General features: G+C 71.8%; 21 protein-coding genes. 12 read left to right on the top strand and 9 right to left on the bottom strand.

Going from position 1 to position 20,678, the window contains the following annotated elements; translation table 11 throughout:
* Nucleotides 1-21 precede the first annotated feature (21 nt).
* The 6 genes from PGN05_RS12315 to PGN05_RS12340 all read right to left on the bottom strand — a co-directional run bounded on the left by PGN05_RS12315 (nucleotide 22) and on the right by PGN05_RS12340 (nucleotide 5,108).
* On the bottom strand, nucleotides 22-504 hold the full coding sequence (locus tag PGN05_RS12315) for a hypothetical protein (RefSeq protein WP_419752837.1): 483 nt from the start codon (nucleotides 502-504) through the stop codon (nucleotides 22-24).
* 208 nt (nucleotides 505-712) lie between these two features.
* Nucleotides 713-1,795: a DNA recombination protein RmuC gene (locus PGN05_RS12320; protein ID WP_419752838.1), complete on the bottom strand. Its 1,083-nt coding sequence runs from the start codon at nucleotides 1,793-1,795 to the stop codon at nucleotides 713-715.
* A 108-nt stretch (nucleotides 1,796-1,903) separates the two neighbouring features.
* Complete coding sequence (locus PGN05_RS12325) at nucleotides 1,904-2,452, bottom strand: methylated-DNA--[protein]-cysteine S-methyltransferase (protein ID WP_419752839.1); 549 nt, start codon at nucleotides 2,450-2,452, stop codon at nucleotides 1,904-1,906.
* On the bottom strand, nucleotides 2,449-3,942 hold the full coding sequence (locus PGN05_RS12330) for an AlkA N-terminal domain-containing protein (RefSeq protein WP_419752840.1): 1,494 nt from the start codon (nucleotides 3,940-3,942) through the stop codon (nucleotides 2,449-2,451). Before PGN05_RS12330 ends, PGN05_RS12325 begins: the two co-directional genes overlap by 4 nt.
* Before the next feature lie 61 nt (nucleotides 3,943-4,003).
* Nucleotides 4,004-4,306 carry a hypothetical protein gene (locus PGN05_RS12335; RefSeq protein ID WP_419752841.1) on the bottom strand — a complete coding sequence of 101 codons (303 nt, stop codon included), beginning with the start codon at nucleotides 4,304-4,306 and terminating at the stop codon, nucleotides 4,004-4,006.
* Nucleotides 4,307-4,316: 10 nt separating this feature from the next.
* A complete protein-coding gene (locus PGN05_RS12340; protein ID WP_419752842.1) occupies nucleotides 4,317-5,108 on the bottom strand; it encodes a TetR/AcrR family transcriptional regulator in 792 nt (263 codons plus the stop codon).
* A gap of 94 nt (nucleotides 5,109-5,202) precedes the next feature.
* On the opposite strand from PGN05_RS12340, the gene PGN05_RS12345 reads away from it, so the two are divergent.
* From PGN05_RS12345 to PGN05_RS12390, 10 genes are all read left to right on the top strand, one after another.
* Nucleotides 5,203-6,156, top strand: coding sequence for an ABC transporter ATP-binding protein (locus PGN05_RS12345; RefSeq protein WP_419752843.1), 954 nt, complete (start codon nucleotides 5,203-5,205; stop codon nucleotides 6,154-6,156).
* The gene (locus PGN05_RS12350; RefSeq protein WP_419752844.1) at nucleotides 6,153-6,974 is read left to right on the top strand and encodes an ABC transporter permease; all 822 of its coding nucleotides are present in this window, start codon (nucleotides 6,153-6,155) and stop codon (nucleotides 6,972-6,974) included. The genes PGN05_RS12345 and PGN05_RS12350 overlap by 4 nt, the downstream gene beginning before the upstream one ends.
* Before the next feature lie 122 nt (nucleotides 6,975-7,096).
* A complete protein-coding gene (locus PGN05_RS12355) occupies nucleotides 7,097-8,014 on the top strand; it encodes an ABC transporter ATP-binding protein (RefSeq protein WP_419752845.1) in 918 nt (305 codons plus the stop codon).
* The gene (locus PGN05_RS12360; RefSeq protein WP_419752846.1) at nucleotides 8,011-8,844 is read left to right on the top strand and encodes an ABC transporter permease; all 834 of its coding nucleotides are present in this window, start codon (nucleotides 8,011-8,013) and stop codon (nucleotides 8,842-8,844) included. The genes PGN05_RS12355 and PGN05_RS12360 overlap by 4 nt, the downstream gene beginning before the upstream one ends.
* On the top strand, nucleotides 8,841-10,076 hold the full coding sequence (locus tag PGN05_RS12365; protein ID WP_419752847.1) for a sensor histidine kinase: 1,236 nt from the start codon (nucleotides 8,841-8,843) through the stop codon (nucleotides 10,074-10,076). The genes PGN05_RS12360 and PGN05_RS12365 overlap by 4 nt, the downstream gene beginning before the upstream one ends.
* Before the next feature lie 82 nt (nucleotides 10,077-10,158).
* Nucleotides 10,159-10,791 (top strand): response regulator, encoded by a 633-nt coding sequence (locus PGN05_RS12370; protein WP_419752848.1) that lies wholly within the window; start codon nucleotides 10,159-10,161, stop codon nucleotides 10,789-10,791.
* 44 nt (nucleotides 10,792-10,835) lie between these two features.
* Entirely contained in the window at nucleotides 10,836-11,324 is a 489-nt protein-coding gene (locus PGN05_RS12375) for a GNAT family N-acetyltransferase (RefSeq protein ID WP_419752849.1), read from the top strand.
* 28 nt (nucleotides 11,325-11,352) lie between these two features.
* Complete coding sequence (gene ychF, locus PGN05_RS12380) at nucleotides 11,353-12,426, top strand: redox-regulated ATPase YchF (protein WP_419752850.1); 1,074 nt, start codon at nucleotides 11,353-11,355, stop codon at nucleotides 12,424-12,426.
* Between the two features lie 365 nt (nucleotides 12,427-12,791).
* Nucleotides 12,792-13,574, top strand: a complete 783-nt coding sequence (locus tag PGN05_RS12385; protein ID WP_419752851.1) for a hypothetical protein — start codon at nucleotides 12,792-12,794, stop codon at nucleotides 13,572-13,574.
* Between the two features lie 82 nt (nucleotides 13,575-13,656).
* Complete coding sequence (locus PGN05_RS12390; protein WP_419752852.1) at nucleotides 13,657-14,598, top strand: hypothetical protein; 942 nt, start codon at nucleotides 13,657-13,659, stop codon at nucleotides 14,596-14,598.
* A 51-nt stretch (nucleotides 14,599-14,649) separates the two neighbouring features.
* Here the strand turns inward: PGN05_RS12390 and PGN05_RS12395 are convergent, their stop codons facing one another.
* The 3 genes from PGN05_RS12395 to PGN05_RS12405 all read right to left on the bottom strand — a co-directional run bounded on the left by PGN05_RS12395 (nucleotide 14,650) and on the right by PGN05_RS12405 (nucleotide 16,799).
* Nucleotides 14,650-15,465 carry a tyrosine-type recombinase/integrase gene (locus PGN05_RS12395; protein ID WP_419752853.1) on the bottom strand — a complete coding sequence of 272 codons (816 nt, stop codon included), beginning with the start codon at nucleotides 15,463-15,465 and terminating at the stop codon, nucleotides 14,650-14,652.
* 736 nt (nucleotides 15,466-16,201) lie between these two features.
* Nucleotides 16,202-16,411: a helix-turn-helix transcriptional regulator gene (locus PGN05_RS12400; protein ID WP_419752854.1), complete on the bottom strand. Its 210-nt coding sequence runs from the start codon at nucleotides 16,409-16,411 to the stop codon at nucleotides 16,202-16,204.
* Between the two features lie 205 nt (nucleotides 16,412-16,616).
* Nucleotides 16,617-16,799: a hypothetical protein gene (locus tag PGN05_RS12405; protein WP_419752855.1), complete on the bottom strand. Its 183-nt coding sequence runs from the start codon at nucleotides 16,797-16,799 to the stop codon at nucleotides 16,617-16,619.
* A 780-nt stretch (nucleotides 16,800-17,579) separates the two neighbouring features.
* On the opposite strand from PGN05_RS12405, the gene PGN05_RS12410 reads away from it, so the two are divergent.
* Both PGN05_RS12410 and PGN05_RS12415 read left to right on the top strand, forming a co-directional pair.
* Nucleotides 17,580-18,437: a hypothetical protein gene (locus PGN05_RS12410; RefSeq protein WP_419752856.1), complete on the top strand. Its 858-nt coding sequence runs from the start codon at nucleotides 17,580-17,582 to the stop codon at nucleotides 18,435-18,437.
* A 270-nt stretch (nucleotides 18,438-18,707) separates the two neighbouring features.
* Entirely contained in the window at nucleotides 18,708-20,663 is a 1,956-nt protein-coding gene (locus tag PGN05_RS12415; RefSeq protein WP_419752857.1) for a hypothetical protein, read from the top strand.
* The last annotated feature ends 15 nt before the right edge of the window (nucleotides 20,664-20,678 follow it).

The raw sequence follows: 20,678 nt of genomic DNA on the forward strand, positions 1-20,678 counted from the left end.
GCTGCCCCGCTCGGGCTCGGGCTACCGCCGGCCGGCGGCGCGCGCCTCGGCGGGCCGGGCGGTTCGGCGACGGCCGGCGGCGGGCTCGCGATCGAGGGGGTGGTCGACCCGGCGGTCGTACTCCACGGGTCGACTGTGCTCCACCGGACGAGCGTGCTCCACCGGGCGGGCCTGCTCCAGCGGGCCGTCCTGGACGACCGGGCGCTGCCGCTCGGCAGGACGGGCGGCGACGGGCCGGACGGCCGCCGGGCGCGGCGGCACGGGCGTGCGCGGGGGACGGGTGGACGACAGCTCGTCACCGGCCGGCCGGCGCGCGGCGCGGACCAGGTGCTCCGGCAGGGGCGGGATGTCCGTGGACCGCATGCGCGGTGCCGGCGGCGGGACCGGCGGCCGGGACAGGCCGGCGTCGGCAGCCACCTCGGGCCGCGGAGCCCGGGGGGCGCTGCGCCGTTCCCGGCGTGCTGCGGTCTCCCGCCAGGTGTCGGCCGTGCTCGCCGAGGCCATGGCGCACCTCCCCGTCCCCTCGGAGCGGACCCCCGGAGGAGGTCCTGCTGTCGGAGATCACGGTAGCGATGGGAACGAGGCGACGACACCGACGCGCGATGTGCAGAAGTGCCAAAACGAGTCCCGGCATCGAGCACCCGGCGGGGCGGGCGGGACTGGTGTGACGGACCGTTGCTGCCGCGGCGGCTGGGGTGTCCGGCGGCCCGGGTCAGCCGTGGGTGCCGTCGCGCTCCTCCGCCGGTCCGGCGCTCCCGACGGCGGGCTGGTCGGCCGGGCGCAGGGGGCGGACCGTCGCCTCCAGCTGGGCGGGGACCGGCACGGGGCTCTCGGCCACCCCGAGGTCGTCGAAGCGGCGCGCGGCGACGAGCACCGAGCTCTCGTAGGAGCCGACCGTCTCGTTGTAGCGGGCCGTCGCCGAGCTCAGCGCCGAGCCGAGCCGGGTGAGGTGACCCGAGAGGGTCGTCAGCCGGGCGTGCAGCCGCCGGCCGACCTCCAGCACCTGGTCGGCGTCCCGCGCCAGCCGCTCCTGCCGCCACGAGTAGGCGACGGTGCGCAGCAGGGCCAGCAGCGTGCTGGGGGTGGCCAGGACGATGTCGCGGGCGAAGCCGTACTCGAGCAGCCCGGGCTCGGCCTCCAGCGCCGTGATGAGGAAGCCGTCGGAGGGGACGAACAGGACGGTGAACGGCGCCGCCGGCCGGAACGCCGTCGGGTAACGGCGGGCGGCGAGCGCGTCGACGTGGGCGCGCAGCTGCCGGGCGTGGGCGGTGACCCGCTCCGCGCGGACGGCGACGTCCTCGGCCTGCACCGCCTCGATGTAGCCGGTGAAGGGGACCTTGGCGTCCACGACCACCTGGCGCCCGTCGGCCAGGGTGACGACCAGGTCGGGCCGGACGCCGGCGCCCGCGTCGTTGGTGGCGCTGGGCTGCTCGACGAAGTCGCAGTGCTCGAGCAGGCCGGCCACCTCCACCACCCGGCGCAGCTGCACCTCGCCCCAGCGGCCGCGCACGTGCGGGGTGCGCAGCGCGGTCACCAGCGCCGCGGTCTCCTGCCGCAGCAGGGAGGACGTCTGGCCCACGGTCCCCATCTGCTCGCGCAGCTCCCCGTGCGCGGTGGCCCGGGCGCGCTCCATGCCGGCGAGCAGCCGGTGCAGGTGGTCCAGGGACTCGTGCACCGGCTCGAGCCCCTCCTCGCCCGGCCGGCGCCGGGAGACCAGTGCGACGACACCGAGGGTGACCGCGGTGGCCAGCAGCGCGCCGACGAGGAGACCGATGAGCAGGGAGGCGGCGTCCACGACGCGGGAGCCTGCCCGACGGGTCCGACAGTTCCGGGGAGCCCCGCGGGGTGGGTCGGCATCGGGAGCCGTTCCCGCGGGGTCGCCGGTGGACGCGGGGCGCGCTCCCTACACCTCGAGGGGTTGCGCGGCGGCGGGCGCGTGGGCCGCCTCGTGGTCGAGCAGCCAGCGCTTGACCGGCGTCCCCCAGCGGAAGCCGCCCAGGCCGCCGTCCGAGCCGAGGACCCGGTGGCAGGGCACGAACAGCGCCGTGGCGTTGCGGGCGCAGGCGTTGGCCGCGGCCCGCACCGCCGCCGGGCGGCCGCAGCGGGCGGCGAAGGCGGCGTAGGTGTCCGGCTCGCCGGCCGGCACGGTGCGCAGCACCTCCCACGCGTCCTCGAGGAAGGGGCCGGAGCGCTGGCGCACCGGGACGTCGTCGATCGCGGTGACGTCGCCGTCGACGAAGGCCGTCACCGCGTCGAGGACCGGCAGGTGCTCGGCCCGCTCCACCCAGGTGGGGCGCAGGGCGCGGTGCACCACGGGCAGCAGCTCGGCGACGTCCTCGGTCCAGCCGCTGGCGAGGACGACGTCCGAGCCGTCGGGCGCGGTGGTGACGACGACGGTGAACGGCCCGGGCGGGGTGTCGACGGTGGCGAACCGGGCGGGCTGGGCGGTCATGAGGCGCTCCGTTCGGGGAGGGACGGCGGGCGGCGGGGGAAGAGGTCGGGGACGGCCATCGCCCACAGGTGCATGACGGCGTACGAACGCCACGGGCGCCAGCGGGTGGCCGCATCGGAGTCGGAGCTGCCGAGCCGGGCCAGCGAGCGCCGCAACGCGAGGTCACCGGGCAACCACACGTCGGGGTCGGCCAGCCCGCGCAGCGCCACGAGCGCCGCGGTCCAGGGGCCGATGCCGGGGACCGCGCGCAGCGCCCCGGTGGCCTCCTCGCGGTCGGCGCCGGCGTCCAGGCAGACCGCGCCGCAGGCGAGGGCGGCGGCCAGGGCGTGCACGGTCCGCCGGCGGGCGCCGGTCAGCCCGACGGCGGTCAGGTCGGCGCCGGCCAGCGCGGCCGCCCGGGGGAAGGCGTGGGTGAGCGTGCCGACCGGCTCGGGCAGCGGCGTGCCGGCGGCGGTGAGCAGGCGCGCGGTGAGCGTCCGGGCGCCGGCCACCGACACCTGCTGGCCCAGCACCGCCCGGACGGCGAGCTCGTCGGCGTCGGGGGAGGCGGGCACCCGGCGGCCGGGGGCGCCGGCCACGAGCGCGGCCAGGGCAGCATCGGTGGACAGGACGTCGTCGACCGCGGCCGGGTCGGCGTCCAGGTCCAGCATCCGGCGGCACCGGGCGACCGCCACCCCGAGGTCGCGCAGCTCGGGGAGGCGCAGCCGGGCGGACACCGCGGGGCTCCCGTCGGCGGCGGGGGAGAGGCGGACGACGGCCGGCCCGTGGGGCAGGTCGAGGACGCGGGCGAACGTCGTCCCGTCCCACTCCTCGAGTCCCGGCACGGCGTGCGCGCCCAGGAAGTGCAGCACCTCCTCGGCCGGGTAGGGGGCGCGGGCGGCCAGCCGGAGCACGAGTTCGCCGGGAGCTCCGGACGGGGCCGCCGGTGCGGTGCCGCGGAGGCCGGTGGGCGTCGTCGCGTACACCTCGCGGACGGTGTCGTTGAACTGCCGGATGCTGGCGAAGCCGGCGGCGAAGGCGACGTCGGCCATCGGCAGCGCGGTGGTCTCGATCAGCAGCCGGGCGGTCTGCGCCCGCTGGGCCCGGGCCAGGGCGAGCGGGCCGACCCCGAGCTCGCCGACGAGCAGCCGGTGCAGCTGCCGCTCGGAGTAGCCGAGTCGCGCGGCCAGTCCCGGGACGCCGGTGCGCTCCACCTCGCCGTCGCCGATCAGCCGCATCGCGCGGGCCACGACGTCGGCGCGCACGTCCCACTCCGGGGACCCGGGGACCGCGTCGGGCCGGCACCGCCGGCAGGCGCGGTAGCCGGCGCCCTGGGCGGCGGCTGCGGTGGAGAAGAAGCTGACGTTGCGGGCCAGTGGCGTGCGGGCCGGGCAGGAGGGCCGGCAGTAGATGCCGGTGGTGCCGACGGCGGTGAAGAACCAGCCGTCGAAGCGGGCGTCGCGGCTGGCGACCGCGCGGTAGCAGCGCTCGGGGTCGAGGGACCGGGTCACGGACCGAGCATGGCAGCCGGCCGGTGGGCTGACTGGCGGTTTTCGGACGCCGCCGTCGGGGCTACTGCGGGCGCCCGTCGTCCCCGACCACGCGCAGGTGCGGACCGGTCTTCACGTCGGCGCGGACGTCGTGGACCAGTGGCAGCCCGACCGCGCGCCGGACCCGGTTCTCCGGCACGTCGATCGCCAGGGCCAGAGCCGCCGCCAGCCGCTCGCTCACCAGGCCGGAGTGCCGGCCGTGCGCGATGCGCGCGATCGTCTCCGGGGCGACCGCCCAGCGGGATCGCCGGGAGGCTCCCTCGACGGTCTCGCCCAGTTCCAGCAGGCGCCGCTGCACCAGTCGCCGCAGCTCGTCGGATGCCACCCGCGCAAGGCTAGGACGCCGTCCGGTCGTCGGGCACCCCGGCGGGAACGAGGACGCCGATCCCGTCGAGCAGCCGGGCCAGCCCGAACTCGAAGGACCGCTCCGGGTCGTAGGCGCCCAGCTCCTCGCCGGCGACCGGGCCGACCCGCGCGGCGGTCGGGAAGCGCTCGGCGTCGAAGACCTGCGCGACGTAGGGCTCGGTGGCCGCCCACCACTCGTCCTCGGTGGTGCCGGTGAGCCGCTCGGCGTCGGCCTTCTCCTGCACTCCGCTGACGGTGCCGCGCACGAAGCCGGTGACCAGGGTGACCAGCAGGTCCATCTCGACCTCGGGCAGGCCCAGGCCGTCGACGGCCCGCAGCTCCAGCTCGTACTTGCGCATGAGGCCCGGGCCGAGGGGCGGCCGGCCGGTGGCCACGTGCAGCGCCCAGGGGTGGCGGAGGAAGAGGTCCCAGTTGGCGCGGGCCACCGCCGCCAGGCGGGCGCGCCAGTCGCCGCCGCGGACCACCTCCTCGTCCGGGTACAGCTCGGCGAGGACGGCGTCCAGCATGAGGTCGACCAGCTCGCCCTTGCCGGGCACGTGCGTGTAGAGGCTCATCGCACCGACCCCCAGGTCGGCCGCGACCCGGCGCATCGACAGGGCGGCCAGCCCCTCGGCGTCGGCCAGCCGCACCGCCGCGGTGACGATGCGGTCGACGTCCAGGCCCGGCCGGGGCCCCGGGCGCGGACCGGGGTCGCCCCCGGCCCGCCACAGCAGGGCCATGCTCCGGGCCGGGTCGCCCGTCCCGGTGAACTCGGTCGCCATGTCCCCAGCCTCCCCCAGCTCCGTGGCGCGCCATCTCCGTACGGCGTATGGTGTCGTCCGGCCAGAATTACGTACAGCGTACGGAGGTGGGTTGGTGGCGGCCATCCGGGTGAGCGGGCTGACGAAGCGGTACGGCGGGACGGCGGTGCTCGACGAGGTCGACCTGGAGGTGGGCGACGGCCGGGTCTGCGCGCTGCTCGGGCCCAACGGGGCGGGCAAGACGACGGCGGTCCGGGTGATGACGACGCTCCTGCGCCCGGAGGGCGGAGCCGTGGAGGTGGCCGGCGTCGACGTCCTGCGGCGGCCGCGCGAGGTGCGCCGGCGCATCGGCATGGTGGGGCAGCAGCCGGCGGTGGACGACGTCCTCGGCGCGCGGGCCAACCTGGTGCTGTTCGCCCGGCTGCACCACCTGGACCGGCGGTCGGCGCACCGGCGGGCCGGCGAGCTGCTCGCCCAGGTCGGCCTGGCCGACGTGGACGAGCGGCCGGTGCGGCAGTTCTCCGGCGGGATGCGCCGCCGGCTCGACATCGCCGCGGCGCTGGTCCTGGCGCCGCAGGTGCTCTTCCTCGACGAGCCGACCACGGGGCTGGACCCGGCGGGGCGGCGTGATGTCTGGGACGCCGTGCGGGCGCTGGTCGCCGGTGGCACGACCGTGCTGCTGACCACCCAGTACCTGGAGGAGGCCGAGCAGCTCGCCGACGACGTCTGCGTCCTCGACCACGGCCGGGTCGCCGCCCGTGGGACGCCGCGGGAGCTGACCGCGGCCATCGGCGGTGACCGGCTGGAGCTCGTGGTCAGCGACCCGGCGCGGGCGGCGGAGGCGGTGCACCTCGCCGAGCGGGCGGCGGCGGGCCCGGCCGACCGGACACCGGGAGAGGGCACCCGCGTGGTGGTGGCCGTCGACCGGTACCCGGGAGTGGTGGGTGCCGTGGTCCGGGCGCTGGACGAGGCCGGCATCGGGGTCGACGACCTGGTGCTGCGCCCGACCACCCTCGACGAGGCCTACCTCCGGATCACCGGCGCGGAGCGGGTGGAGGTGCCGGCGTGAGCGCGGCCGTCCTCGCGCCCGAGACCCGCGCCGAGCGGCTGCGGTGGGCGGTGGCCGACGCGGTCGCCGTCGCCGGCCGGGACGTTGCCCACTGGCGGCGGCAGCCGGCCGCGGTGCTGGTCGGGGCGCTGTTCCCCGTGCTGATCCTGCTGATGTTCGTGTACCTCTTCGGCGGCGCGATGGTCGTGCCCGGCGGCGGCGACTACCGGGACTTCCTCGTGCCCGGGATGCTCGGGCTGGCCATGGTGTTCGGCCTCGAGGCGACCATGACCGCGGTGGTCACCGACGCCAACCGGGGGATCACCGACCGGTTCCGGTCGCTGCCGATGGCGCCCTCGGCGGTCGTCGCCGGCCGCTGCCTGGCCGACCTGGCCTCCTCGGTGCTCGGGCTGGCCGTGCTCGTGGCGGCCGCGTTCGCCATCGGCTGGCGCCCCGGCGGACCGGTCGAGGTGCTGGCCGCCGTCGGGCTGCTCCTGCTGCTCCGGGTGGCCTTCCTCTGGATGGGCATCTACCTGGGCCTGCTCACCCGCGACCCGGCCACCGTGACCGCGGTGCAGATCCTCGTGTGGCCGTTCGGCTTCCTGTCGGGCGCCTTCGTGCCGGCCTCGACGATGCCCGGGTGGCTGGCGACGGTCGCCGAGTGGAACCCGCTGTCGACCACGGTCACCGCCGTGCGGGAGCTGCTGGGGCAGCCGGTGGACGCGGGGGTCGGCTGGGCCACCGAGCACGCGCTCGCGCTCGCCCTCGGCTGGCCGGTGGTGCTGACCGTGGTCTTCGCGGTGCTCAGCGTGCGGCGGTGGCAGGGCCTGAGCCGCTGACCCACGGGGAGGCAGGCGGGGGTCGCCGCGGATCGGCTGACCTCCGCCGTCCACCGACCGGTGGACGGCGGACCACCGGTTCGGCGGTCCCCCGGGGACGGCGCCGCGGACAGGCTCATGCCATGACAGCGATCGAGCAGGCGCCCTCCCGCAGCGGGACGGCGACCGGGCACCAGCCGGCCGTGCGGGTGCGCGGCCTCACCAAGCGCTACGGCGGCACGGCCGTCGTCGACGGGCTCGACCTCGACGTCCGGCAGGGCGAGTGCTTCGCGCTGCTCGGGCCCAACGGCGCGGGCAAGACGACGACGATCGAGATCCTGGAGGGCGTCCGGCGCCGCGACGAGGGCGACGTGTCGGTGCTCGGCGTCGACCCCGCCACCGGGCGCCGCGACTGGCGCGCCCGGCTCGGGGTGGTGAGCCAGGGCGAGCCCGCCGGGCAGGCCCTCACCGTCCGCGAGGCCCTCGACCACTTCGCCCGGTACCACGCGATCCCGCGACCGACCGGCGACCTGCTCGCCGTGACGGGTCTGGAGCAGAAGGCCGGTACCCGGGTCTCGGCGCTGTCCGGCGGGCAGCGGCGGCGGCTCGCGGTCGCCCTCGGGGTGCAGGGGCGCCCGGAGCTGGTCTTCCTCGACGAGCCCACGACCGGCATGGACCCGGTGGCCCGCCGGCAGTTCTGGGAGCTGGTGCGCGGGCTGCGGGCCGAGGGCGCCACGGTGCTGCTGACCACCCACTACCTCGACGAGGCCGCCGAGCTGGCCGACCGGGTCGGCGTGATCGCGGACGGCCGGCTCGTGGACGTCGCCCCGCCGGCCGAGCTCGGCGCCGAGCTGCGCCGCCGGGCCACCGTCAGCTGGCTCGAGGCGGGCGTCCGCCGCGAGGTCGGCACGGAGAACCCGTCGTCCGTGCTGCGCGACCTGCTGGCCGCGCACCCCCGCGACGAGGTCCCCGGCCTCACCGTCACCCGGCCCGGCCTGGAGGACGTCTACCTCCAGCTCGTCGGCGCCGTCCCCACCCGTGCAGAGGAGTCGCTCCGATGACCGCCGTCCTGACCCCGACCACCGTCCGCCCGGCGCCACCGTCGGCCCTGGCCATCACCTGGGCGCGGATCGGCCTGGAGCTGCGGCTCTTCTCCCGCGAGCGCCAGCAGGTGGTGTTCTCGTTCGCCTACCCGGTCGTGATGATGGTGATCTTCGGCGCGGTGCTGGGGGGCGACGTGCTGCCCGGCGACGTCCCCTTCCCGCAGTACTTCCTGGCCGGCATCGCGGCGACCGGCATCATGCTGACCAGCTTCCAGGCGGTGGGCACGTCGATCGCGACCGAGCGCGAGAACGGCCAGCTGGAGCGGCTGCAGCTCCTGGGCACGCCGCCGGTGGCCTACTTCGGCGGCAAGGCCGGTCAGGTGCTGGTGACGACGGCGGCGCAGCTGGCGCTCCTGCTGCCGGTGGCCCGGTACGGCTACGACGTGCCGATGCCGGTCGACCTGGCGCACTGGCTGACGTTCGCGTGGGTCGCGGCACTGGGCGCCCTGGCCGGCACCGTGCTGGGCATCGCGGTCTCCGCGCTCCGGGGCAGCGCGACGTCGGTGACCACCGGCATCTCCGCGTTCGCGATCGTCCTGCAGTTCTTCTCGGGGGTCTTCTTCGCCTTCGGCGAGCTGCCGGGCTGGATGCAGCAGGTCGCCGCGGTCTTCCCGCTGAAGTGGATGACCCAGGGCATGCGCTCGGCGTTCCTGCCCGAGCAGGCCGCCGCGGCCGAGGCGGCGGGCAGCTGGGAGCACGGCCGGATCGCCCTGGTGCTGGCCGCATGGGTGATCATCGGTGCCGTGGTGTGCGTGCGCACGTTCCGCTGGCGCCGGGCCGACGGATGACCCGCTCCGTCGAGCCCCGGGCCGCCGTCGACCCCTTCGGTGAGGAGGGCGACGGCGGCCCGCCGCTGTCCGAGCGCGGATGGCGGATCACCGTCCGCGGCCTGCACGTCGTCTTCGTGCTCATGCTGACGATCGCGGTGGTCACCATCGCCCTCTCGCCGGTCGACGGCTCGAAGCCCGCGCTGCTGGCCGCGCTCGGCGTGCTCGCGGTCGCCTACGCGCTGCTCGGCGCCCCGGCGATCACCAGCCGCGACCAGTGCCGCGCGACGGCCTACCTGGTGGTGCTGGTCCTGGTGTTCGGCGTCCTGGCCTGGCAGGAGCCGTCGCTGCTCTTCCTGCTGTTCCTCGGCTATCCGCAGGTGTGGTTCCTGTCCGAGCGGGTCCCCCGCGGCATGGCCTGGACGCTCGCCCTGGCCGCGGCGAGCACGATCGGCCCGTTCGTCGCCTGGTCGCGCGGGGACGAGCCGATCTCCGGTCCCGCGCAGACGCTCGTCGGCCTGGTCTTCAGCCTCGCGATGGGGCTCTGGGTGTTCCGCGTGCTGGAGCAGAGCCGGCAGCGGGCGCTGCTGATCCGGGAGCTGGAGCGCACGCGGGCGTCGCTGGCCGCGGCCCAGCACGAGCGGGGGGTGCTGGCGGAGCGGGAGCGGCTGGCCCGCGAGGTGCACGACACCCTCGCGCAGGGCTACACGAGCATCGTCGTCCTCGCCCAGACGGCGGCGGCGCAGCTCGACACCGACCCCGCCGCGGCCCGCGAGCGGCTGGCGGTCATCGAGGACGTCGCCCGCGACAACCTGGCCGAGGCGCGCGCGGTGGTGGCCGCGTTCCGCCCGGCCGGCCTGGAGGACTCGACGCTGGTGGAGGCGCTGGAGCGGCTGGCGGCGCGGTTCGCCCGCGAGACCGGCCTGGCGGTGCGGGTGGACACGTCCGCGCTGGGGTCGGGGCCGGAGCTGCGGCGGGACGAGGAGGTGGTGCTGCTGCGCGGGGCGCAGGAGGCGCTGACCAACGTGCGCCGGCACGCCGCGGCGACGGCGGTCGTGATCCGGCTGTCGCGGGTGGCCGGGCAGGTCTCGGTGCACGTGGAGGACGACGGCGTCGGCTTCGACCCGGACTCGCCGGGCGGCGCCGGGCTGGAGGGGCTGCGCGGCCGGGTGGCCGCGGTCGGCGGCTCGGTGGACGTCGCGTCGTCGCCGGGTGCCGGGACGCGGGTGACCGTGCGGGTGCCGGGCTCGTGACCATCGCCCCGAAGACGACGGTCGAGCGAGCATCGCAGCGAGCGCCGGCGAGCGCCGAGCCGAACGAGACCGGAGTCGAGCCATGATCCGGGTGCTGGTGGTGGACGACCACCCCGTCGTGCGCGGGGGACTGGTGGGGTGGCTCGACGCGCAGGAGGACCTCACGGTGGTGGGGGAGGCCGGCGACGGGCTCGAGGCGCTGGCCCTGGTGGCGGCCGAGGCGCCGGACGTCGTCCTCATGGACCTGCGGATGCCGCGGATGGACGGCGTGACCGCGACGGAGCGGATCGGCGCGGCACACCCCGGCGTCCGGGTGCTGGTACTGACCACCTACGACACCGACGCCGACATCGTGCGGGCCGTCGCGGCCGGGGCGACCGGCTACCTGCTCAAGGACGCGCCGCTGCCGCAGCTGGCCGACGCCGTCCGGGCCGCCGCGCGCGGGGAGACGGTGCTGGCGCCGCCGGTCGCCGCGCGGCTGGTCTCGCACCTGCGGGCGCCGGCGGTGGAGGCGCCGACCGCCCGGGAGCTCGAGGTGCTGGCCGGGGTGGCGCGCGGGCTGACCAACGCCGACATCGGCCGGGAGCTGTTCATCGGCGAGGCCACGGTGAAGACGCACCTGCTGCGGGTGTTCGCCAAGCTCGGCGTCGACGACCGCACCCGCGCGGTGATGGTCGCCGTGGAGCGCGGGCTCCTGCCCCGGCCGGGCGGCTGAGACCCGGTCGACCGCGGCCGGGGCGGGGGCTACGGTCGCCGCTCGTGACCCTCGTGGTCCGGGCCGGCCGGGCGGCGGACGCCGCCGCGCTGGCCGCGCTGAGCCGGGCGGCGATCGAGCAGTCGGCCGCGGGGCACTACTCGCCGACGCAGCTCGCGGCGTGGGCCGCGCGGCGGTCGGAGGAGGCGCACGCCCGGTACCTCGCGACGACGACCGTGCTGGTGGCCGAGCTGGACGGCGCGGTGGCCGGGTTCGCGTCGGTCGCGCTGACCGCGGTGGGCGGGCTGGTCCCCGGCGAGGTGGACCAGCTGTTCGTGGCGCCGTCCGCCGCGGGGCGAGGGGTGGCGCGGGCGCTGCTGACCGCGGTGGAGTCCGCCGCCCGCGCGGCCGGGCTGGCCTCGCTGACGACGCACGCGTCGTGGCGGGCGGCGCCGGTGTTCGAGCGGATGGGCTACCTGCAGGTGGCGGTGGAGACCGTGGCGGTGGACGGCGAGACGCTGACGCGGGCGCGGATGGAGAAGCCGCTGGGGTGACGCGGGGCGGCCCGTACCCTCGGTTCCCGTGAGTCTCACCATCGGCATCGTCGGGCTGCCCAACGTCGGCAAGTCGACGCTGTTCAACGCGTTGACCAAGAACGACGTCCTGGCCGCGAACTACCCGTTCGCCACCATCGAGCCCAACGTCGGCGTGGTGGGCGTGCCCGACCCCCGGCTGGGGCGGCTGGCCGAGGTCTTCGGCTCGCAGAAGGTCATCCCGGCGACGGTGTCGTTCGTGGACATCGCCGGCATCGTGCGCGGTGCCTCGGAGGGGGCCGGCCTGGGCAACAAGTTCCTGGCCAACATCCGCGAGAGCGACGCCATCTGCCAGGTGATCCGGGTGTTCACCGACCCGGACGTCGTCCACGTCGAGGGCAAGGTGAGCCCGGCCGACGACATCGAGACCATCAACACCGAGCTCGTCCTCGCCGACATGCAGACGCTGGAGAAGGCGATCCCGCGGCTGGAGAAGGAGGCGAAGAAGGACAAGGAGCGCGCCGCGCTGCTGTCGGTCGCCCTCGCCGCGCAGGAGGTGCTGAACGAGGGGCGGACGCTGTTCGCCGCCGGGGTCGACCCCGAGCCGCTGCGCGAGCTGACCCTGCTGACCACCAAGCCGTTTCTCTACGTGTTCAACGTGGACGAGGAGGAGCTGGCCAACGAGTCGCTCATCGCGGAGCTCCGGGCCATGGTCGCGCCGGCCGAGGCGATCCTCATGGACGCCAAGATCGAGGCCGAGCTCGCCGAGCTGCCCGAGGAGGAGGCCGCCGAGCTGCTCGCCGGCATCGGCCAGGATGAGCCCGGGCTGCACCAGCTGGCCCGCGTCGGCTTCGGCACGCTGGGGCTGCAAACCTATCTGACCGCCGGGCCCAAGGAGGCCCGCGCCTGGACGATCCCGATCGGCGCGACGGCGCCCCAGGCGGCCGGCGTCATCCACACCGACTTCCAGCGCGGCTTCATCAAGGCCGAGATCGTCTCCTACGACCAGCTGATCGAGGCCGGGTCGATGCAGGAGGCGAAGTCCCGCGGCTGGGTGCGCATGGAGGGCAAGGACTACGTCATGCAGGACGGCGACGTCGTGGAGTTCCGCTTCAACGTCTGACTGGGGACGTTTCCCCAGGTCAGCGGCTTGTGGGGGCGTCCGAGTCCGCACAGAGTCCGCAACTGTCCGCAAACAGTTGCTCCGCAGCACGCCTCGTCCGGTCCTCCGCGGTCGGCCAGAGGTGGCTGTACGTGTTCAGGGTCGTGGTCGTACTGGCGTGCCCGAGAGGCCGCTGGACGGTGACGACGTCGCAGCCGAAGGCGATCAGCCCGGCGGCGTAGGAGTGCCGGAGGGGCGTGCAGCTTCGCGCTCTCTGGCCCGGCCGCCACGATGGTGGTTCGCCCAGCCGTCGCTGGGGGGGACTGTGTGCGGCAGGTTGCCCGCAGTCCCAACGCTGCTCGCAGTCAACCGATTAATGTCTGGGGATGGCCGAGAAGGCGAACGAGCGCATAGCGAGGCATGTCGTCTCGACAGCTCTCGGTGTACCAGTGACGCGCTACGAGGACGGCACTGCGAATTCGCAAGTAGACGCGCTCATTCATGGTCAAGAAGGTGAAGCGGCTCTGGAGATCGTCGCGGACCATGAAGAGGGCTTCAATGTACAGTGGGACGCCTTAGAGCGGGTGAGCCACCGAGTGAACGTTCCGGGGCTGCAGCGCGTGTGGTCGGCGCAGCTCGCGCGGCGCGCGAGAGTAAAGGACGTCACTAGCGTGCTGTCGTCGTTGATGCTGCAGATGCAGGGCAAGCTCGAGCAGGTACGAAGGCCGCATGACCTTCCGGAGGAGTTCAGCCGGCTTGGCATCAAGGCACTTTACCCTCTGGACGATGATCAACGCTCGGGATATGTCAATCTACACGCCGAAGGCTGGAGCGGGTCCGCGTCCAGCGAGACCATGAGTCACTATGTCGAGCGCATCTTGGCAAGAGCCCCAGATGTGGCCTTGAAGCTCTTGGCACACCCCGCCGACCAGAAGCACGCCTTCATCTGGACAACTATTGGGACGGACTACGGGATCCAGTTTCAGCTTGAGTTTCGCGATCAGCCTCTCCCAGAAGCTTCTCCTCAGCTTCCATCCGGCGTGACACACGTATGGGTTGTTGGAAGCTTCACATCGCAAGGTGCCGTTGCTTGGTTCCCGGACCTTGGGTGGTGGAGGCCCGATTGGGCATGGCCTGACGACGAGATTCTGGTCGCGGACCGCGATTGAGACTGGGATCCTATCAAGATGGATAAAAAGGTGCCGGCTCGTTCGTCGACCCGCTCCGCTACCCCAACATCCCGGAAGAGCAATGACTATTCCTCAGAATACGGACCGGCTACTTGCTGCATTCGCACGGGTGCGGGCCACTGCTGAAAGCTACATGAATGAGCGCGACGAAGCTGAACTCGGCTGGACCGAAGAGGCGGTCACCGCGGTCGCGGTCCATAAGGGGGCGCCCGCCATCAAGGTCGTCGAGTTCAACCGCCAACAGGAAGGACGGGGAGTCGGCGCCGACTACTTGTGGTGGTGGCTCGATCATACCTCCGACGAGTGCTTCGGGATGTTGGTGCAGGCCAAGCGCCTGCACCGCCGCGGTGATTCCTGGCAGGTAGATATTCGACATCGGAACGGGAGCCAGTACCGCGACCTACTAGCCACGGCCGATCAATTCCAGGTGCCTGCATTGTACGGCGTATACACTGGAGGACTAGTATTCCGAGAGGCCCTATTATGTTCTCATCGCGCGTCGCCTGACTGCGTTCGCTGCCGGCGCATGGCTATCTCAATGATCACCGCGTACCAGTTGTCGTCTTTCGTATCGCCGGTTGACACGGCCGAACTGGTCTTGACCGAAGCCGTGCCGCTCGAGGATCTCGTTGACCCCAGCCTTCCCGCTGGCGTTGTGTGGGACCTCAATCTCTCCAAGCTGGGGCCGGGTGACCTTCGTGACTTCCTTGTCAAGGATCAGCACGGGCCACGCGAGGTCGCCAAACGCATCTTCTCCAGCGTGGCTAAACACCGCAGGGGCGCTTTCGCAGCCGCGCTCGCTGAACGGACCATCCTGGCTGACGAGCCAATCTTCGAGAATCTGCCCAGCGACACCGGGCACTTTCCCGGCCCCTACTTTCCACACATCTTGCGGGGACTGAGAGTGCGCCCACCGAGTTACGTCGTTGACGTTCAGGTCGGCCGTCCGGCACCGCTCGACTTGGTCGACCGCCTCGCCGGGGTTGTTGTGGTCACTCTCTGACGGAGCACCTCGAATCCGCCACCAATCCTGGGGTGGCTCCGGCCTTGTCCGTTAGGGATGAGCTTCAGGCGGAGTAGCAAGAATCTCGGGTTCTCGTGTCATAGCCAGCCATCCACACCTCGCCGAGTTGGCGTCCGTGACTGTGTAAGCGCTGGGCGGTGGACGCCTGGGCGGGCCCTGGGCGGTCGAGCGGTCAACGCAGACCGGATGGACTTCCGTCGAGCACCGAGCGCTGGGGCCCGATGCGTTCAGCGCCTCACATCCCCTGCTCACAACCTGGCTGCCTGAGCCGCGATTCACCGGCCAACGCGGTTTGCGGCTCCCGGGTTGGATGAGTCCCGCAGGCGCGCAACTGTCCGCAAACAGTTGCTCCGCGGCACGCCTCGTCCGGTCCTCCGCGGTGGGCCAGAGGTGGCTGTAGGTGTTCAGCGTCGTGGTCGCCGCGGCATGCCCGAGAGACCGCTGGACGGTGACGACGTCGCAGCCGGAGGCAATCAGTCCCGAGGCGTAGAAGTGCCGGAGGTCGTGCAGCTTCACGCCGGTGAGTCCCGCTGCCGTCAGCGTCGTGCGCCAGCGGTAGCCGATCGAGTTCTGGTGTGGCGGCTCCCCGGTTTCTCCAGTGAAGATCCAGTACCCCTTCGGGCAGTGCCCGGCGACGTGTTGGGCGAGGAGGTCGACCAGTGAGGGGGCGAGGTAGACCTCCCCGCTCGCTGCCGTACTTGGGTGCGCGGATGTCGATCCCGCCGCCGGTGGTTCGCTGCACCTGGCGGGCGACGGTGAGCGTGCGGCGGAGGAAGTCGATGTCGCTGACGCGGACGGCGGCCGCCTCGCCGAGTCGGAGGCCGGCAAAAGCGCACAGCCCGACAAAGGCGCGGAACGAGTCGTCGGCGGACTGGAGGAGTGCGCCGACCTGGGCCGGCGTCGGCAGGGTCATGGCGGCGGCTGCGCGGCGACGGCGGGGGAGTGCGACGCCCTCGCTGGGGTCGCGGGGGATAACCCGGTCCGCGACGGCTCCGCGGAGCACGGCGCGGACGTTGTTGGCCCGGGTGTGCATGGTGCCCGGCGCCAGGCCGCGGGTGACCATGGCCTTGATCCACTGCTCGACGTGCGAGCGCCGCAGCGCGCGCATCCGGACGTCGGCGAACGTGGTCGACCGGGCCGCCAAACCCATCGCGGCGTCGGTGCCCGGCGCCCACACCTGCCGGGCCGACCACTCGGCGTAGAACTCGGCGAAGGTCTGCCCGCCGGCGCTCGGGTCGACGTAGGTGCCGGTGACCATGGCGGCGGTGACCTCGTTCAGCCAGCGCTGGGCGTCGACCTTCCGGTCGAAGTGCCGGGCGTGCTCCTTGCCGTGCTCGTCCCGGTACCGGGGCCGGTACTTGCCGTTGGGCAGTCTGGAGATGCTGGCCATGAGCGCTGCCTTCGTCCTCGAGAGCCCGGCTTCAGCGCCGGACGATTGGGCATAGCGCGCCAGGCACCTTCTCGGTGGCCCCGACAGCAATCTGTGGACGGGCCGCCGCTGTGGACGGGGGAACGGCAGACGTCTGCGGGGTCGAGGCAGGCCTGACGCCAGCGCGACGGTCGGATGGTCAGGAGCGATGCGTCAGCGGAGCTCGGCGGCCTGTCGCTCGGAGAGCCAGCGGTCGACGTCGCCGCGCCGGTAGATGACCCGCCGGCCGAGCCGGAAGCCGGCCGGTCCGACGTCGAGATGTCGCCAGTAGCGCAGAGTGGCGACCGGGGTGCGCAGGTATGCCGCAGTCTCCGCGAGCGTCATGAGGTCGTTCCCGGAGCGAGGCTCGTCGACGTGCGGCATCTGGGTCCTCCAAAGGCGGTGCGAGGAGTCGCCGGTGACGGCGTCCAACGCCGGTCAATGGGAAACAGCTGCGGTCCAGCATGTGAGCGCTTATCCAGTTGACCTGCAGTTCCGGCAGCGCGGTCGATCCTCAGCCGATCCGGCCCTTCCGGGCTTGTTGCCGGGCGCGCGCCTGGCGCTGGTACTCGATGGATCCGCTGCGCACCTAGGCCCGGCGGCGGTATGCCTCGAGGACGGTGCCGAGCGCATCGGACAGGTCCAGCAGGTCGCGGTCGTAGATGCGGCCGTCGTCGACCTGGCGGGCGAGTTCGTCGAGCAGGCCGGGCCAGTCGCGGCGTGCCGGTGTGGCGGGGACGGGGACCTCGACGCGTCGCTCGACGACCTCCACGGCGGACCGGCCTGACGCTGCGGCCCGGGTCTGCTCCCAGGCGCGGTGCCGGCAGGTGGCCGAGCACCACTTGGGGATCGGCCCACGGCTGCGTCGGGTGATGGGGCCGCCGCACCAGGCGCAGTCGGTGGCCGCGTCTCGTTGTCCGGGAGAGCGCTCCTTGCGGTCAGCTGTCCCGGATCGCTTCGGCTCGCTCTGCGCCCGCTCGACCTTCTGGCGCCGGCTTCGCTCTGCCTCTGCCCGTCGTCTTCGGTAGTCCGCCGTCCCCTTGCTGCCCATGCCGCTGAGGGTCCTGACGAGCCTCCAGTTACTCGTCACCACGGTTTGCGAGACCCGACGGTGCATAAGGTGTGTCCCTCTTGATCTTGTGGGTCCCCAGTAAGAGCAGGCGGCATCTTGTGACACCGTGTAGTCGGTCGTCCGGCTCCGGGCCGACCCGCGAGCTCTCGTGCTCTGAGGGGAAAGCTTCCTTCAGGGGGCGGCCATAGGGACAGCCGGAAGTTCACTGGCGCTCGGGTAAGCCCGGCTTCCTCGGGAGGCGGGTAGCACCAAGGACCACGCCGCCCGCTTCGCGAGCCTGGTCGACGCCGTGGACCAGCGGTTGTTCGGCTCGCTGCCGGACTTGGCGTCGGTCTATCCCGGTCTCGGCCGGGACACCGCGCTCGGCGCGGAAACCGCACCTGCCGGAGTGGCGGGAGGGGGGTTGGTGACGCGGTCCTGATACTGGCCTCCGGAACCGGAGGTCCGTCGGCGGGCCGCATCGGAGGGGACGGCGCGCGAGTGAGCGGAGACGGCGGGGGCGAGAGCGCGGCGATCGTCCGCTCAGGTGGGGATCCGGGTGAACTTGTCCCGGCGGCTGGGGGGACCGGCGCGACGATCCGTCCGCAGGATGACGATGCGGAGGCTTTCGCCCTGGCCTTCATGGGCAAGCTCCTGCGGCTGCGCGGCGTGCGCATCGACCGGGAGCACTTCCTCACCGCCGAGCTGCGCAGGAGGCGCGTGGCGGAGGACGTCATCGCGCGAGCCGTCACCGACCGCCCCGCCGCTGCCGGCGTGGCAGCCGAGACCCTCGACGACATAGCCCGCCACTCGATCGCCTTCGAGACGAAGAAGTCAGCGACGATGGCGTTCGCCGCGGGACTGCCCGGAGGCTTCGCCCTCGTCGGCACCGTGCCAGCCGACATAGCCCAGTACTACGTCCACGCGTTCCGCGTCATGCAAAAGCTCGCCTACCTCTACGGGTGGCACTCGTTCCTCGACGACTGCCTCGAGGTGGACGACGAGACGCTGGGTGAACTGGGCGCGTTCCTGGGTGTGATGTTGGGTGTCGCCGGTGCCAGTACGGCACTGACCGGCTTCGCCAACAACGTCGCCCGCCCGGCGCTGCAGAAGCAGATGGCGGGCAAGGCACTCACAAGAACCGCCTATTACCCGCTGGTCAAGCAGACGCTGAAGCGGGTCGGCGTGCAGATCAACAAGCAGATCTTCGCCAGGACGGTGACCAAGGTCGTGCCGCTGGTCGGTGGCATCGTGTCCGGGAGCCTCACCTATGCGAGCCTGCGGGCCGGGTCAGGCCGGCTCATGAAGCACCTGAGGACGTTGCCGCCGGCGTTCCCCGACCCCGCGACGGAGGCGTAGCCCAAGCGGGCAGCATCGATCGCGTGCGGGCCTTGCTGCGCCGACCGAAGACCGAGGACGAGGCCGGCGACCTGGCGAGGGGGCCTGTCCCCACCGCGCATGCACCAGAACCGGTCCTGGTGCATGCGCAGCCACATGAACATCGACTCCACGATCGTCGGGGGCGCCACCAAGTTGATCGAAGAAGTCTTGGCAGCCACTGGCCGCCGTTGATGGCTTGAGTCGGCACGGCGGACGGACGAAATCAGCAGAACAGGTAATATGTGAGCAATGGCCAACGAGGGCGCGCCAGGTCGTCGGCTGAAGTTCTATGGTTCCAACGACTATGGGACGTATTTTCAAATGCAGCAGGTCGGGAGCTTCCTAGCGGGGCTTGATTTAGCGAGCGGACATTGGACCGTCGTCGACATCATCGAACTCTACAACGCTCAGCAGTATATCGAGCAGGGTTTCCTACCCTCCTCCTTCAGTGATGAGGAGCGCAAGGCTCATAGCGCGCTCGTCCCGCAAATGGCCGGAATTATTGGCAGATTCTTCAATGGTCTAACCGATACAACCCTCCCCAGTCTGGTAGGAGATTTTCCCTACCACTACCACGATGACCTTCTGGTGTTGTTCGCCCGCTATAAGGTTTACGACCGCTGTGGAGCGAGCGCGGTCCTGGCGGTGCTCGACAACAGCCGAATCAACCTGGGTGAGATGCTTTCCAATCAGGGGCTTGTCCGCGCCTATGGCCAGGAATTGCGTGAGCGGCTGCTGGGCAACCCTGCGAACGCCGAGCTGCTGATCCGCAAGCATTTGGAGAAGGATGTCCGGCGTGATGTCTTTCTGCCCGCGAGTCTAACGTCCGTCGATGCCCGGCAACTGCTCGACGCTTATCTAGACAGCGATGGGGCCAATCCGAACTTCGTGGAACTGATTGCCACCGCACCCCTCACCAGGGAACTCGGCCTAGACGCCAAGCTGAAGCTCAAGGCGAAGCGCAAGCACGACCGCTGGACTGAGGACTTCTTCAAGGGGAACAGCGGTATCAAAACGGGTGTCGAGGTGACCATCGCCGGCGACCAGGCGGAGCCGGTCGAGGCTTCGAATGAGGGTCTGGTTACTAAGTTTTCCTACGGCCGAGGCTGGCTTGAGGACAATCTGGACTACCCGACCATCCTCAACAACTTTCTCTACCTGTTCGAATTCGCCGACCGGCGTATGCTGCTGACGCTGCCGTCTTTTGAGGCGCAGCGCGGCGTCTTTGAGCGCTTCATGGGGGTGGCCGGCCGCGCTGACTATCCTCTGGGAGCCGCCTTCCGCTTCAAGGAGCAGGCTTCACTACTGCAGACGGTGATCTATGACCACTTCCTGCGGGATAAAAACATCGAGTTGGAGTCGGTGATTGCCTGGTTCTTCGCGGACTACCTCAAGGACGAGTTCGGCGCGACAGGTTTCCGCTTTGTGCCCTCCAGTCGGGCCGCAAGCTACCTGGAGAAGTGTCGGCACTTATTCGCCGAGATGGAGAGCGTGGTCAAGCAGTTTTCCCTCTACGTCGAGAACGGAGAACTCGACCCCGAACTGCTGGCCATGGGCTCCGACCAGGCCCGCTTCAGGGTGATTCCCAGCTTGCTGGACGGAAAGTACGTCTACGCGACCAGTGCCCCTGACATCCAGCAGATCCTTCACCTTCTGTTCTCGGATCAATCTGGGTTGGCGTACATCAATGAGGGGCTGCGTGCCGACAATGCCGCCCGCCTGCTGATCGGCAACCACGTTGCGTATGACGACTTTGAGAACTATCAGCACCGCCAGGTCGACTATCTGATCCAGCACGGCGTGCTGGTGAATACGGGGGAGCGCGTCCGCTTCGCGGACGTCCACCAGTTTCATGTCTTGAAGGACCTCTTTGAATGTGAGGCCACGAGTTACTTCCACCACCCGGCCGAGGGGCGCGCCAGCATCGACGCCATGGTCGCTAAGGGCTGGCTGGAGCGGCGGTCGTCCTTGCTGACGGAAGCCGAGGCCAGCTATTTCAATTTTTGCCTCAATCATCTTGAGTTCAGTAATGGTCCCAACTTACGCAACCGGTACTCCCACGGCTCACACGTCGATCCGCGCGACGAGGACGAGCACTTTCGGACATACATCACCGCCCTGAAGCTACTTGTCGCGCTCCTCATAAAGATGAATGACGACTTTTGGCTGAGGGCGGACGAACGCAGGTTCAAGGGTAGCCCCTGATATTCGAGACGATCT

This window comes from Geodermatophilus sp. CPCC 206100 (genome assembly GCF_048569675.1).
GTDB lineage: Bacteria > Actinomycetota > Actinomycetes > Mycobacteriales > Geodermatophilaceae > Geodermatophilus.

Excerpts from the sequence above, each read along its gene's own strand:
- PGN05_RS12315 (WP_419752837.1), bottom strand. The coding sequence starts at position 504 with ATGGCCTCGGCGAGCACGGCCGACACCTGGCGGGAGACCGCAGCACGC.
- PGN05_RS12325 (WP_419752839.1), bottom strand. The coding sequence starts at position 2,452 with ATGACCGCCCAGCCCGCCCGGTTCGCCACCGTCGACACCCCGCCCGGG.
- PGN05_RS12340 (WP_419752842.1), bottom strand. The coding sequence starts at position 5,108 with ATGGCGACCGAGTTCACCGGGACGGGCGACCCGGCCCGGAGCATGGCC.
- PGN05_RS12355 (WP_419752845.1), top strand. The coding sequence starts at position 7,097 with ATGACAGCGATCGAGCAGGCGCCCTCCCGCAGCGGGACGGCGACCGGG.
- PGN05_RS12360 (WP_419752846.1), top strand. The coding sequence starts at position 8,011 with ATGACCGCCGTCCTGACCCCGACCACCGTCCGCCCGGCGCCACCGTCG.
- PGN05_RS12365 (WP_419752847.1), top strand. The coding sequence starts at position 8,841 with ATGACCCGCTCCGTCGAGCCCCGGGCCGCCGTCGACCCCTTCGGTGAG.
- PGN05_RS12370 (WP_419752848.1), top strand. The coding sequence starts at position 10,159 with ATGATCCGGGTGCTGGTGGTGGACGACCACCCCGTCGTGCGCGGGGGA.
- PGN05_RS12385 (WP_419752851.1), top strand. The coding sequence starts at position 12,792 with ATGGCCGAGAAGGCGAACGAGCGCATAGCGAGGCATGTCGTCTCGACA.
- PGN05_RS12390 (WP_419752852.1), top strand. The coding sequence starts at position 13,657 with ATGACTATTCCTCAGAATACGGACCGGCTACTTGCTGCATTCGCACGG.
- PGN05_RS12400 (WP_419752854.1), bottom strand. The coding sequence starts at position 16,411 with ATGCCGCACGTCGACGAGCCTCGCTCCGGGAACGACCTCATGACGCTC.
- PGN05_RS12415 (WP_419752857.1), top strand. The coding sequence starts at position 18,708 with ATGGCCAACGAGGGCGCGCCAGGTCGTCGGCTGAAGTTCTATGGTTCC.